This window comes from Bradyrhizobium sp. AUGA SZCCT0169 (assembly GCF_018130085.1).
Taxonomy (GTDB): domain Bacteria; phylum Pseudomonadota; class Alphaproteobacteria; order Rhizobiales; family Xanthobacteraceae; genus Bradyrhizobium.
In genome coordinates, this window is the sequence record NZ_JAFCMC010000001.1 from 298,169 (window position 1) to 311,616 (window position 13,448).

14 protein-coding genes are annotated in these 13,448 nt (G+C 63.5%); 12 read left to right on the forward strand and 2 right to left on the reverse strand.

All coding sequences use genetic code 11. The annotated features are described in order from the left end of the window. Window positions 1-13 precede the first annotated feature (13 nt). The 8 genes from JQ609_RS01480 (at window position 14) to JQ609_RS01515 (ending at window position 7,700) form a co-directional block, all read left to right on the forward strand. Entirely contained in the window at window positions 14-964 is a 951-nt protein-coding gene (locus JQ609_RS01480) for an AraC family transcriptional regulator (RefSeq protein WP_212271745.1), read from the forward strand. Between the two features lie 50 nt (window positions 965-1,014). After that, window positions 1,015-1,971: an AraC family transcriptional regulator gene (locus JQ609_RS01485; RefSeq protein ID WP_212210208.1), complete on the forward strand. Its 957-nt coding sequence runs from the start codon at window positions 1,015-1,017 to the stop codon at window positions 1,969-1,971. A 105-nt stretch (window positions 1,972-2,076) separates the two neighbouring features. Further along, the gene (locus JQ609_RS01490) at window positions 2,077-2,397 is read left to right on the forward strand and encodes a hypothetical protein (RefSeq protein ID WP_212271746.1); all 321 of its coding nucleotides are present in this window, start codon (window positions 2,077-2,079) and stop codon (window positions 2,395-2,397) included. A gap of 113 nt (window positions 2,398-2,510) precedes the next feature. Beyond that, window positions 2,511-3,728, forward strand: a complete 1,218-nt coding sequence (locus JQ609_RS01495) for an NAD(P)/FAD-dependent oxidoreductase (RefSeq protein WP_212271747.1) — start codon at window positions 2,511-2,513, stop codon at window positions 3,726-3,728. Between the two features lie 95 nt (window positions 3,729-3,823). Beyond that, on the forward strand, window positions 3,824-4,753 hold the full coding sequence (locus tag JQ609_RS01500) for an MBL fold metallo-hydrolase (protein ID WP_212271748.1): 930 nt from the start codon (window positions 3,824-3,826) through the stop codon (window positions 4,751-4,753). A gap of 110 nt (window positions 4,754-4,863) precedes the next feature. Beyond that, window positions 4,864-5,664, forward strand: coding sequence for an acetoacetate decarboxylase (locus JQ609_RS01505; RefSeq protein WP_212271749.1), 801 nt, complete (start codon window positions 4,864-4,866; stop codon window positions 5,662-5,664). 32 nt (window positions 5,665-5,696) lie between these two features. Beyond that, window positions 5,697-6,872, forward strand: coding sequence for a patatin-like phospholipase family protein (locus JQ609_RS01510; RefSeq protein WP_212271750.1), 1,176 nt, complete (start codon window positions 5,697-5,699; stop codon window positions 6,870-6,872). A 45-nt stretch (window positions 6,873-6,917) separates the two neighbouring features. Continuing rightward, window positions 6,918-7,700, forward strand: a complete 783-nt coding sequence (locus JQ609_RS01515; protein WP_212271751.1) for a 3-hydroxybutyrate dehydrogenase — start codon at window positions 6,918-6,920, stop codon at window positions 7,698-7,700. A gap of 111 nt (window positions 7,701-7,811) precedes the next feature. Here JQ609_RS01515 and JQ609_RS01520 read toward each other — a convergent pair whose 3' ends face one another. Beyond that, on the reverse strand, window positions 7,812-8,438 hold the full coding sequence (locus JQ609_RS01520; protein ID WP_212271752.1) for a TetR/AcrR family transcriptional regulator: 627 nt from the start codon (window positions 8,436-8,438) through the stop codon (window positions 7,812-7,814). 82 nt (window positions 8,439-8,520) lie between these two features. Here JQ609_RS01520 and JQ609_RS01525 point away from each other — a divergent pair, with 82 nt between their 5' ends. Genes JQ609_RS01525 through JQ609_RS01540 form a run of 4 tightly spaced genes read left to right on the forward strand, consistent with a single transcriptional unit; the run spans window position 8,521 to window position 12,871 of the window. Next, window positions 8,521-9,549 carry an HlyD family secretion protein gene (locus JQ609_RS01525; protein ID WP_212271753.1) on the forward strand — a complete coding sequence of 343 codons (1,029 nt, stop codon included), beginning with the start codon at window positions 8,521-8,523 and terminating at the stop codon, window positions 9,547-9,549. Beyond that, the gene (locus JQ609_RS01530) at window positions 9,546-11,153 is read left to right on the forward strand and encodes an MFS transporter (protein WP_212271754.1); all 1,608 of its coding nucleotides are present in this window, start codon (window positions 9,546-9,548) and stop codon (window positions 11,151-11,153) included. Before JQ609_RS01525 ends, JQ609_RS01530 begins: the two co-directional genes overlap by 4 nt. A gap of 1 nt (window position 11,154) precedes the next feature. After that, window positions 11,155-11,817, forward strand: coding sequence for a TetR/AcrR family transcriptional regulator C-terminal domain-containing protein (locus tag JQ609_RS01535; protein ID WP_212271755.1), 663 nt, complete (start codon window positions 11,155-11,157; stop codon window positions 11,815-11,817). A 22-nt stretch (window positions 11,818-11,839) separates the two neighbouring features. Further along, window positions 11,840-12,871 carry a TetR/AcrR family transcriptional regulator C-terminal domain-containing protein gene (locus JQ609_RS01540; RefSeq protein ID WP_212271756.1) on the forward strand — a complete coding sequence of 344 codons (1,032 nt, stop codon included), beginning with the start codon at window positions 11,840-11,842 and terminating at the stop codon, window positions 12,869-12,871. On the opposite strand, the gene JQ609_RS01545 is transcribed toward JQ609_RS01540, so the two are convergent. Next, window positions 12,868-13,380, reverse strand: coding sequence for an Lrp/AsnC family transcriptional regulator (locus JQ609_RS01545; RefSeq protein WP_212210219.1), 513 nt, complete (start codon window positions 13,378-13,380; stop codon window positions 12,868-12,870). The two genes, JQ609_RS01540 and JQ609_RS01545, sit on opposite strands and share 4 nt — an antisense overlap. Between the last annotated feature and the right edge of the window lie 68 nt (window positions 13,381-13,448).

Below are 13,448 nucleotides of genomic sequence, written 5' to 3' on the forward strand. Positions count from 1 at the left end.
TGAGCACGAGACCATGAGCAAGCCGAACTTGCGCGAACCTTCGGAGGATCTGCCGGTCGCGTCTGAAGCGCGCCGGAGTGACCTGCCGAATGCCGATGGGCGTCCTGCCGATGCGGAGATGGCGCGTGTGCTCGGGACCACGCCCTTTCACATGGCTCTGGATTCCTCCGGTGCCGGGATCGCCCACTGGAAACATGAGCCCTTGCACGACGTCGTCGAGCCCATGACCCATCACGTCATCATGGCCTACAACGGCATGATGCAGCGCATGGAGCGGCGGACCGGAAAATCGGTTGCGATTGGAACGTTTCGTCCCGGGGTCGTGATCATCATTCCGGAAGGATCGAGCTCGCGATGGGATATTCCGAAACCCGTTGATGTCGTTCAGCTCTATCTTCCGCACACAATGCTGGAGCGCGTGGCCCGCGAAGCCGACACGGCCGCACCAACCGATCTCTTAGAGCGAACGGCGCATCCCGATCCCATTACATCCCGATTGCTGCTGACCGCGGCCGATGCCATGGAGGGAAATGGGCGCCTGGATACGCTGTTCAGGCATCAGCTGACGGACCTGCTGGCCACGCGCCTGTTGGCTGCGCACACCGGCTCGCCGACCACGTTCCAACCGACCCTGGGTGGACTGTCGCCCTCAGTGCTGCGCCGCGCCGTCGAACGCCTGCGCTCGGATAGCGATGCGGACGTCTCGCTCGCGGCGCTGGCGTCCGATGCCGGGCTATCGCGCTTCCATTTCTGCCGTTCCTTCAAGGAAAGCACCGGGCTTTCACCCCATGCCTGGCTGCGCCAGCACCGGCTCGAGCAGGCCATGAACATGCTGCGCGACACTGACGATTCCGTCGTCTCGATCGCAGCCGCGCTCGGTTATTCCTCCCAGACCGCGTTCGCCGCCGCATTCCGGAAGCTGACCAACGAAACACCGGGCGAGTGGAGACGGCGTACGCGATAGCAGCGAACGCTCTGCGAATAACCGACCGCCCTCAATGGCGAGGACAAGTCATGAGCTGCAAGCCAATTTTGCGCGATTCCTCGCAGAAAAATCAGCCAGGCGCTTCCACGGCACACCAGCGCGATTTGCCGAATGCCGACCGGCGTCCTGCCGGTGTGGAGATGGCGCGCGTGCTCAAGACCGCTCCGCTGCGCCAGGCTTCCGATCCGTCCAGTGGAGCGATCGCGCATTGGAAGCACAATGCGCTGCATGACGTCGTCGAGCCCATGGCTGATCACGTCATCATGACTTACCCGACCGGCCTGCAACAGCTGGAGCGACGGTCGGGAAGATCAGTGGCGATCGGAACGGCGCGTTCCGGGGTTGTGACGATCATTCCCGCCGGCTCAAGCGCCCGATGGGATATTCCCGGCCCGGTCAATGTCGTTCAGCTTTATCTTCCGCCCACGACGCTCCAACGCGTCGCCGGCGAAGCCGATATCGCCGCTCCCGGCGATCTCCTGGAACGGACGGGACATCCCGATCTCACCGCGTCCCGATTGCTCTTGAGCGCGGCGGATATGATTGGAGGCAGTGCCGCACTGGATACCCTGTTCAGGCATCAGCTGACAGACGTCCTGGCCACGCACCTCCTGGCTGCGCACATTGGCTCGCCAATCGCGGTCCAGCCGACCATAGGCGGCCTCGCGCCCACGGTACTGCGCCGCGCCATCGAACGCCTGCGCTCGGACAGCGATGCGGACGTATCTCTTGCAGCGCTGGCTTCGGATGCCGGGCTGTCGCGCTTCCACTTTTGCCGTGCCTTCAAGGAAAGCACCGGGCTTTCCCCTCACGCATGGCTGCGCCAGCACCGGCTCGAGCAGGCCATGAACATGCTGCGCGACACCGACACGTCGGTCGTCTCGATCGCAGCGACGCTTGGCTACGCCTCCCAAAACGCCTTCGCCGCGGCATTCAGGAAGCTGACCGGCGAGACCCCGAGCGATTGGCGGAGGCGCACGCGTTAGCAGCAATCTCTCTACAGGTACGTCAATCGCTCTGGGGCAGTCAGCGGTTTGGTCCGCTAAACAAAGACCATGCGATGGTTACGCCGAGAACGAGGGAGATAGACAATGGCCTGGAAGAATTTCGTCGGCCCAAATGCGATCACGTCACGACGAAGAGTGGTCGCGAGCGCCCTCATCTACGGCCTTTCGTTGACGGTGCGCTTCACCTCACCGACGGGCGAGGAAGCGGGAAATCCGGCGCAAGCGACCCAAGGTAAAAATCCGATGAGCTCCATCGTGATCAACGACGGCGCCGAAATCTTCAAGAGCTGGCCGAATCCCGTTCAATCGATCGTCTTTCAACGCGGCTCGACACGCAGTTCCAAAAGCTGCCGCGCGGTATGTGAGCGGCCCATGCCGCTCATGCTGGACTGCTCCCCTCCTTAGGGGCCCGTCACCTTCGTTTCACGTCTTCGCGTCGTCGTCGATTGCTGCCGCCAATGAGCTGCAGCGCGGTAACGCGTGGAAATCTGGGAAGATCAACCACAGGAGTAGATCACATGCGATTGGTTATCATAGGCGCCGGCTTCGCCGGCATGTACGCTGCACTTTCCGCCGCCCGCCTGCGCGACATCCAGGGCGTTTCCCCCGAACAGCTCGAGATCGCGCTGGTTGCGCCAGAGCCGACGCTGGTGGTTCGCCCTCGGCTTTACGAACCGAAACCCGAAACGCTGACTGCGCCGCTGCTGGATGTGCTCAAGGCGGTCGATGTGGTCTACGTGCAAGGCAGCGCGGAGACCATCGACACCAAGGCCCGGACGGTGAACATCGTCGCCGCCAAGGGTGCGAAGAAGAGTCTCTCCTACGATCGGCTGGTCGTGGCCACCGGCAGCCGGCTGTTCCGCCCGAATATTCCCGGCCTTGCCGAACACGGCTTCAGCGTCGACCAACTCGACGATGCGATTGCCCTCGACCGGCACCTGCACAGCCTGCCGGATCGGCCGGCAATGAACGGGCGCAACACGGTCGTCGTTGCCGGCGGCGGGTTCACCGGCATCGAGGCGGCGACGGAGATGCCCACTCGGCTTCGTGCGATCTTCGGCAAGGATACCAAGACGCGCGTCATCATCGTTGATCGGAACAGCGCGATCGCTCCGGATATGGGCGCGGGTCCGCGCCCCGTCATTGAAGATGCCCTGCGCAAGGTCGGCGTGGAGACCCGGCTCGGCGCCGGTGTCGCGTCGCTGGACAAATCCGGCGTCACGCTTTCCAACGGCGAACACATCGAAACCGAGACCTTGATCTGGGCGGCCGGCATTCGTGCCGCCCCGTTGACCCAGCAGATCCCGGCCGAGCGCGACAATTTTGGCCGGCTGCTGGTCGATCGGGATTTGCGCGTGCCGTCGGTGCCCGGCGTGTTCGCCACCGGCGATGCCGCCAGAGCAGCCAGCGACGATGTCGGCAATTACGCGCTGATGTCGTGCCAGCACGCCACGCGGATGGGCGCCTTTGCCGGCAACAATGCCGCCGCTGAATTGCTCGGCGTTCCGACCAAGCCCTATCACCAGGAGGGATACGTCACCTGTCTCGACCTCGGAGAGGCCGGCGCGCTGTTCACGGTCGGTTGGGAGCGCAAGGTCGGGATGGTCGGCGACGTCGGCAAGAAGACCAAGCAGGAGATCAACACCGTCTGGATCTATCCGCCGAAGGCCGAGCGTGCTGCCGCGCTGGCCTCGGCCGATCCGGAGCGTGTGACTGATGTGAGTGGCTTCTTCTAGACCCTTCACGCGAAACGGGCCGCGTTCCGCGCTGGCTGCGCGGCCCGCTCAACCAAGACCAGCCAGTAACCTTCACCTTGAAACGGGAGACAAACATGAACCTAGACACAAGCCTGGCCAACACCTCACACCCCGCTGCACCGGGGCCCACCGAATTAGTTCCGTCGCGCTACGCGGTGCAGGTCGGCGACATTGAGGTGCTGGTGGTCAGCGACGGCGTGCTGCCGCTGCCAACCGCCATGCTGGCGCACAACATCGACCCGGCCGTCCGGGCGACCTGGCTGAAGGACATGTTCCTGCCGCCGGACGCTTACGATTGGGCGCTCAACGTGGTCGTGGTGCGCAGCGGCGACCGGACCATCCTCGTCGACGCCGGGCTTGGGTTAGATCCTGACTTGCACTTGCCGCGGGCCGGGCAGCTGATCAAGCGACTGGAAGCGGCCGGCATCGATCTTGCGTCCGTGACCGACGTGGTGCTGACGCACATGCACATGGACCACATTGGCGGGCTGCTCGTCGACGGCGTCAAGGAGCAGCTGCGTCCGGACCTGCGGATCCACGTGTCGGCCGCCGAGGTCAAGTTCTGGGAGGCGCCCGATTTCTCCCACGTCTCAATGCCGCCCGGATTCCCGGACGCGCTTCGATCGACCGCCAAGCGGTTCGTGAAAGAGTACCGCAGCCAGCTGCGCACCTTCGAGGAGGAGTACGAGGTGGCGCCGGGAGTGCTCGTCACTCGCACCGGAGGCCACACCCCCGGGCACAGCGTGGTCCGCGTGGTGTCCGGCGGCGACCGGCTGACGTTCGCAGGCGACCTCGTGTTCGCGGTCGGGTTCGAGCACCCCGAATGGTACAACGGCTTCGAACACGACCCCGAGGAGTCGGCCCGCGTTCGTATCCGTCTTTTGCGAGAACTGGCTGAGACCCGCGGGCTGCTGGTGGCTACTCACCTGCCGTTCCCGTCCGTCGGCCATGTGGCGGTCGAAGGCGACGCCTTTCGTTGGGTGCCGGTCTTCTGGGACTACTGACCGCATGGTTTGAACGAGGGCGCGTCGTAAGCGCCCCATCCGATACGGGCCGCGTTACCGCCGCCGGAGCGCGGCCCGCACACCCAAAATCCTTATGGAGTTCGACCTCGATGAAACACGAGACCGTTCGCGCGACCGCGTTCGCCATGCCGCTGACGAACTCGGCCTTTCCACCCGGCCCCTACCGGTTCATCAACCGCGAGTACTTCATCATTCGCTACCGAACGGATCCCGAAGCGCTGCGCCGGATCGTGCCGGAGCCGCTCGAAGTGACCGAGCCGGTGGTGAATTACGAATTCATCCGCATGCCTGATTCAACCGGCTTCGGCGACTACACCGAAAGCGGCCAGGTCATCCCGGTGTCCTACCGGGGCGAGGCCGGCAGCTTCGTGCATCAGATGTTCCTCAATGATCACCCGCCGATTGCAGGCGGGCGCGAACTGTGGGGCTTTCCGAAGAAGTTGGCGCAGCCGAAACTGGCGGTCGAGACCGACACGCTGGTCGGCACGCTGAACTACGGCTCGGTCCGCATCGCCACCGGCACCATGGGTTACAAGCACCGCGCCCTCGACACAACGGTCGAGGCCAGAAAGCTCGCCGCACCCAACTTTCTGCTCAAGATCATCCCGCATGTCGACGGCACGGCACGTATTTGCGAGCTGGTGCGCTTCCACCTCGAGGACATCACCGTGAAGGGTGCGTGGACCGGGCCGGCGGCGCTCGACCTCTGTTCGCATGCGCTCGCTCCCGTCGCCGAACTGCCGGTGCTTGAGGTGGTTTCGGCCAAACACGTTGTGGCCGACCTCACGCTCGGGCTTGGCACCGTGGTCCACGACTATCTGGCGCCTGGCGCGACGCTACGTCGACGCGGGACCGGGTCCGAAATCCTGATCGAAGCGAATGCCGGCTGATCGGGTCAGCCACAATGCAGGGAGTTTTGGCAATGTTGAACGTGATGCGTGAACGATCCAGTCCGGTGCCGCAGCAAGAAAGGCCGCTGCCGTACGATGTCGTCGCTCTGGTGCTGCAAGGCGGCGGCGCGCTTGGAGCCTATCAGGCCGGCGTCTATGAGGGCCTGCACGAGGCCGGCATCCGGCCGAACTGGCTGGCCGGCATCTCGATCGGCGCGCTCAACGCCGCTATCATCGCCGGCTCGCCCGAAGCCGAGCGCGTGCAGCGGTTGCGCGAGTTCTGGGAGACGATCTGTGCCTTCTCGATCGAGTGGCCCGCAGGCGAGGGGTTGGCCAACGCCTTGCCCTTTGCCTTCGATATCAACTCGGTGCGCAACAGGTTGGCGGCAACGCGGGCCCTGGTCCAGGGTCAGCCCGGCTTCTTCAAGCCGCGCTTCCCGTCGCCGCTGTGGTCGCCGTTCACGGGCGATGCCGCGACCAGCTTCTACGACACCGCGCCATTGCAACAGACGCTGGAACGGCTCGTCGATTTCGACCGGTTGAACTCGGGCGAAGTGCGCGTCAGCGTCGGCGCGGTCAACATCCGCACCGGCAATCTGACCTATTTCGACACCGCCGAACGCCGGCTGGGACCGAAGCATTTCATGGCTTCCGGCGCGCTGCCGCCGGGATTCCCCGCCGTCGAAATCGAAGGCGAGCACTATTGGGACGGCGGTGTGGTTTCGAATACGCCGCTATCGCGCGTGCTGTCCGGCGAGCCATCTGACACGCTGACATTCCAGATCGATCTCTGGTCGGCCAGGGGCCGCGTCCCTCAGGACTTGATGGAGGTGTCGAGCCGGCAGAAGGACATCCAGTATTCGAGCCGCACGCGCGCCGTCACCGACCAGGTGCTGCGGATGCAGAAGATGCGTCAGGCGTTGCAGCGGACCATGGAGGAGCTGCCGGCCAGCGCAAAGGCGAAGCCGGAAATCCGCGCCATCGCCGATATGGCGCGCCATCGCTCCTACAACATCGTTCACCTGATCTACCAGTCCAAGATCTACGAAGGCCATTCGAGGGACTACGAGTTCGGGTTGAGCGCGATGCGTACGCATTGGCAGAGCGGGCTCGAAGACATCCGCCGCACGCTGGCCGACCCGCACCGCCTCGACCCGCCGGCACCGGAACTCGGCATCGTCACGCACGACGTGCATCGCCGCGACTGAGCCCCGGCTGGGTTTCATTTCTCAAAGCACCTGAAAGGAAATCTCATGTTGAAGGGCAAGGTAGCGATCGTCACCGGATCGACCAGCGGCATCGGCCTTGGCATCGCCAGGGAGCTGGCGAAGGCCGGCGCCGATCTGGTGTTGAACGGCTTTGGCGAGGCCAGCGAGATCGAGGCGATCCGCCGCGCGATCGAACGCGAGCACGGCGTGCGCGTCGTCTACGACGGCGCCGATATGTCGAAGGGCGACGCCGTGCGCGGGTTGATTGCCGCGACGATCGCGAAATTCGGGCGCCTCGACATCCTCGTGAACAATGCCGGCATCCAGTTCACCGCGCCGGTGGATGAGTTTCCGGCGGCCAAGTGGGATGCAATCCTCGCGATCAACCTGTCGGCGGCATTTCACGGCATTGCGGCGGCGGTGCCGCAGATGAAAAAGCAGCGCTGGGGACGGATCGTCAACATCGCTTCCGCGCACGGCCTCGTCGCTTCGACGCACAAGGCCGCTTACGTCGCGGCCAAGCACGGGATGGTCGGCCTGACCAAGGTGGTCGGCCTGGAGACCGCCGGGACCGGCGTCACCTGCAATGCGGTCTGTCCCGGCTGGGTACGAACGCCGCTGGTGGAAAAGCAGATCAGCGACATCGCAGCTCAACGCGGCATCAGCCAGAAGGAAGCCTCCGAAGAGCTGCTGTCCGAGAAGCAGCCGTCGCTGGATTTCGCCTCGCCGGAGCAGCTTGGCGGCACGGTCGCTTTCCTGTGCTCGCCTGCTGCGGAGCAGATCACAGGTACGACGATCTCCGTCGATGGCGGATGGACTGCACGGTAGGCAAGACGATGAGCATTTCCTCACATAAGGGAGAAAATGATGATCGCTATCAATACCCGGCGCGGCCGTCCGGTAAATGGCTCGATGCCGAAGACGACGAATGCAAGCTGTCTACTTGCTCCGGCCAGGTCGAACACCATTCAGAAAGACCTCCACGGCCGAACCGACCGCCGCCTGGATTTCTCGATCCGACGGCGCCGCGCGCAGCCCGAGAACGACCTGCAGATGAAGGTTGTCGCGGATCATGCCGACAAAGTGCCCGGCCATGCGCGAGCAATCATCGGTCCGAATTTCCCCGCGCTTGTTGGCGGCTTCAAGGACCTCGGCGAGCCGGGACGTAGCCCGGCCGGGGCCTTGTTCGTAAAACGACTTCACAAGATCGGGAAAGCGGTTGGCCTCGGTGACGGCAATCCGGTAGATGCCGATCAGGGTGGGCGACATGTAAACGCCCATCAGATGCTGACCAAACGCCGTCAGCGTCGCCCGCAGATCGTGGCCTTCGGTCTGCTCGATGACCAACGTCGAAAGCACCCTGTCCGCGTTTTCCTTGACGATGGCGGAGAACAGGCCCTGCTTGTTGCCGAATTCATTGTAGATGTTGCGTTTCGAGCCACCGGCGCGTTCGATGATCGCGTCGATGCTCGTCGCCGCGTAGCCCTGTTCAAAAAACACCTCGGCCGCGGCGCGAAGCAGGGCTTCTCGGCGACTGTTCGCACGCCCTTTCTCAGCCTTGGCCATTCATCTATCTCGATCCATCCCTTGACTGGTAACGCCCATTACCATAGACGTCAATTGGTAACGCTCATTACCGGAGGCCGTCATGCAGCGTAACAAGAAGAAGACGATTGGCTTGCTGCTGTGCCTCGGCGCAGTGGTGATCGTCGCTACGGGATGGAGGGCGCGTTCGATCGGCGAGACGTCGACCGACAACGCGTATATCCGCGGTGACGTGACCTCGCTCGCCCCGAAGGTTGCGGGCTACGTCACGACCCTCGAGGTCGAGGATAACCAGACCGTTCAGGCGGGTGACGTCCTGTTCCGGATCGACGACCGGGACTATCGCGCAAAACTGGCGCAAGCCGTGGCGAACGTCGAAGCTGCGCAGGCCCGCCTCACCAATGTCGATGCCGACATCCAGCTTCAGCACGCGCTGGTTCGGCAGGCCGAAGCGCAGCGACGCTCGACCGTGGCCGAGAAGAATCTGGCGACCAAGGCCTCCGACCGCCGCCGCGAACTGATCCGCACCAACGCCGTCAGCCAGGCCGCGGTCGATGAAAGCGATGCGGCGCTGTCGAGGGCCGAGGCGGGCGTGTCGGCGGCGTCGGCGATGGTGGAGGCCCAGCAGCAGCGCATTGCCGTTCTGGCCACCCAGCGCGAAGCGGCCGTTGCTGCCGTGGCGCAGGCACAGGCCGCACGCGATCTCGCCCAGATCGATCTCGACAACACGGTGGTGCATGCGCCGGTCGACGGCGTGATCGGCAACCGCCAGGTCCGCATCGGCCGGCTGGTCGCGCCGGGCGCCTCCCTGCTCGACATCGTTCCGGTCAAGGACGTCTGGGTCGTGGCGAACTTCAAGGAAACCCAGATCGAACATATCCGGCCCGGCCAGCGCGTCCGCATCAGGGTCGACGGCTATCCGAATGAGACGATCGAAGGCCTGGTGGACAGCTTTGCGCCGGGCAGCGGGTCCGCCTTCAGCCTGCTTCCGGCAGACAATGCGACAGGCAACTTCATTCGCGTAGTGCAACGCGTGCCGGTGAAGATCCGGTTTGCCAGCAACCCGTTGCCCGGCCGCCTCGTGCCTGGGCTGTCCGCACGCGTCGAGGTCGACCGGAGGAGCGGATCATGACCGCTGTAGTCGCCGATACGCCGAGCCGCGACAGATCTGCGACCGGATCGCTTCTTGTCGTGGGTGTCGTGCTTGCGACGCTGACGGAGGCGATCGCAGGCACCGTGCTGTCGCTCGGGCGCGGCTATATCATCGGCGACACCTACGCAACTCCCGACGAGGCCGCCTGGCTGGACATCGGATACACCGCGATGAAACTGATCGGGTTCATGACCGCCCCCTGGCTGATGACCCGCGTCGATCCGCACAGCCTGATCATCGGCTCAACGCTGGTCATGGGCGCGGCATGCGGCATTGCCGTCATCACGGCCCGGCTGGACCTGTTGGTCGCACTGCGCATGATACAGGGCTTCTCTGGAGGCACCTTGCTTATCGGCGGCCAGGCGATCATTTTTCTCGCCTATCCGCGCGCCCACCAACCGATCCTTCAAGCCCTGTTTGCGATGGGATCGGTCGTCGCTCCCGGGACCATCGCCCCGGCGCTCCAGGGATGGTTGCTCGACAGCCAGTCCTGGACATGGATTTTCGTCAGCGTCGTTCCGGTGGCCCTGGCAGCGGCCGGCCTACTGTTGATCGCGGACGCCCCGAAGCCCGCTGCGGCCGTGCGCCGTCCGTTTGATTGGATCGGCTTCTCGCTGATGTCAGTCGCATTTCTCTGCTTCACCTATGTTCTCAATCAGGGCAACCGATGGCGCTGGTTCGAGGAACCTCGCATCCTGTGGCTGACGGTGCTGGGCGCCGCCGCCCTGCTGCTGTTTCTCGGCCACCAGGTGATCGCCAAAGGGCGGGGCCTGCTCGATTTCACCTTGTTCCGAACGGAGGATTTTTCCTTCGCCTTCATTGTCAGCTTTGTCGCCGGCGCCGCGCTGTTCGGGAGCGCGTTCCTGATCCCGTCCTTTGCCGTTTCCGTTCTCGCGTTCAGGCCTACCGACGCCGGCCTGCTCTTGTTGCCGAGCGGCGCATTTTTCATCGGCACGCTCCTCATAGCCGCTTTCCTCTTCCAGGTTCGTCGCGTTCCTCCGGTCGCGACAGTGCCCATTGGGATCCTGATGATCATGATTGCGATGTGGATGCTGTCAGGCTCGACCAGCGAAAGCGGCGCGCACGACATGATGGCAGCCATCCTGTTGCGGGGCCTCGGCCTCGGCTTCCTGTTTCTGTCCATCACGCTGATCGCTTTCAGCCATCTCAATGACCACAGACGTGCGTCCGGCATCGGTCTCTTCAATGCGGGTCGCCAGCTTGGTGGTCTGATGGGGGTCGCCGGCCTCCAGACACTGATCGACCATAACGTCGCCGGCAATGTTGCGGTGCTCGGCGCCAGCGTCACCGCGGGCGTTCCTGCGGTGAGCGAGCGGCTGACGGCGATGACAACCATGCTCGCGGCGCGAGGAATGGACGCCGTGGCCGCCAGCCGGGCTGCGACGAGTCTGCTGGGCAGGGCCGTCACCGGTCAGTCCACCGTGATCGCCTTCGACACCGCGTTCAATGCCGTCGCGGTGCTTTTCGTCATCGCCGCGCCCGTGCTGGTCTCCATCAAGATCGGATTCCACCGCTACGCCAAAGCGCACGCCGCGCAGTCATCCCGAAGCGAGGAGCCGTAACATGAGACGTTCCACGTCCACTCGAGCGGACGACACCGAATCGAGACAGGACTCTCGCTCCGACATCGTGTCGGCGATCAGCGAGGCCCTCGCTCATCCCGGCGACGCGCCCGGCGGCCTCGACAATATTTTTCATCGTAGCGGATATTCGCAAAAAGATATCTGGTCGGCATTCGAAAGTATCGACGATCTCGTCGTCGCGGTTGCCGAGCACGAAGCCCTGTTCATATCGCAGCCATTGATGAGGAGGGTACGTCCAAATACCCTTGACGATGTTCGAGATACCCTTGTCGCCTTCGGACTCGTTGCCTCGCGAGAATATTCGACCACCCTGGTCGGGTTCGTCCGGATGATGATGGCCGAAGCTGCACGCAACCCGTCTCTCAAGAAGCGGCTGTACGAGGCAGGGTCGGAGATCGTCGCAAGGAGGCTGCGGGAGTTTCTGTCGGAGGCCAATGAAAGAGGAATCCTGTCGATATCGGACGCGCAGGTATGCGCGGAGCAATTGATGGGACTGCTGAGGGAGCCGCTCTACCAGGCATTGATGCTGAATCCCGTGACAAGCCAGAACGGGACAACCGCCGACCGCGTCAAGGCCGGCGTTGAAAGGTTCCTGCATGGATGTGCAAGCGCGAGGAGCGTCAGATATGAACGCGCCATTTGATACTGCCCGCGCGGGACGGTCCTTGCTGGCGCGGAGCAGCGACAGGCCATTACCCCTGAAGGTCGTCGACGTTGTCCCGTCGGATCTGGCCAACTGCGCCGACGAGCATGGATCGCTGGTGACGGTCGAGCCCGTCGACTGGATCATTTGCTTCGTCCCCGGCCTGAAACGACAATGGTGGCATCGGTTCGTCCATCACAAGCATAAGCACGTCTTTGCCATGCGGCCGACGAACACCGGGAGCTGGCTGCTCGTGGAGCCGTGGTGGACCCGTATGATGGTGACGATCCTGCCGCCGGCCGATGCCGTCAAATTTCTTCGCTGGGGTGGGACGGGCGATATCCTTCGCGTCCGCGAGCAGGTTCCTGGTAGAGCGAGCCAGATGCGCGGCTGGTCGAATTGCGCTGTTATCACGGCGTTCGTGCTTGGGCGGCCGAGCTGGACATGGACGCCTCACGGTCTCTACAAGGAACTGCTCCGCGAGAAGACAACGCGGCGCGAGAACGTGGAGCAGCTTCTGGTCGACCAGTTCGCCAAGGTCGTCAGCCAATACTCGTCCAATGCATTGAGTGTCAGTGCCGACCAGCTTTCGCTGCCGCTCAGGGAATTGCTCATCATCATCGGGCGCAATCTTCTCGAAACGATGATGACGCCGGCCTTGCTGGAGGTTTGTTATACGGCCATCCTCGAAGCGGACCGCTACCCGAATGCGACGCGGGTCTATGCGCAGCATGGCCCTAAGCGGGCGATCGAGGTCCTGACAAATATTCTTGCAAGAGCAAAGCAGGCCGGCGAGATCGATCTTGCGGATTGCGAAGCCGGAGCCCGCCAGTTCCTCGGCATGCTCTATGGCAACATTCACCTGGAAGCTGTGCTTCAGCTCGGCGCGATACCAACGCTTTCCGAGATCGATTTGCGGGCCCGCACCGCGGTGAAAGTCTTTCTCGACGGCGCCGGGCCTGACGAGACGGCGATCCTCGAGCGAGGGGTTTTACGCAACGGCGGCGGGTCGTTGCCGGTGGCCGGCCGCCGGGCATGGGTCTACCTGCGTTAGCCGGCCCGTTTTCTGATCTGCTTTCGTGCCGGACGCCCGGGTTTTCCGAAGATCGCCAGGGGAACCGCGCGATCGATGATCTCGCGAAGCGCGAAATTCGACTGGATGCGCGAGACGTGCGGCAGGCGCGACAGTTCGGTCCGGTGAATCCTCTCGAAGTCTTCGATATCGCGCGCCAGCACGATCAGGAGATAGTCGTCGTTTCCCGACATCAGAAACGTGCGGATCACCGACGGGCAGTTGACGACGGCGGCTTCGAACGATTTCAGCGCCTCGTCGCTTTGGCTGTTGAGCGCGATTCGGACCAGCACGGTCGTGTTGAGGCCAAACCGGCTCGGATCGAGGATGGCCTGATAGCCTCTGATATATCCTTCGTCTTCCAGAGCGCGTTGCCGCCGCGCGATCGCGGTGCTCGAAAGTCCCACCCGGTCCGCCAGTTCGGTCTGACTGACCCGCGCGTTGGCGCTGAGTTCGGCGAGAATCGTCATGTCGATCTTGTCATGGTCCATATGTTTGAAATCCTGCGCCATAGTGCCAAATCTCGTTGAATTTCTGCACTATTTGCCGGTACGTGCGC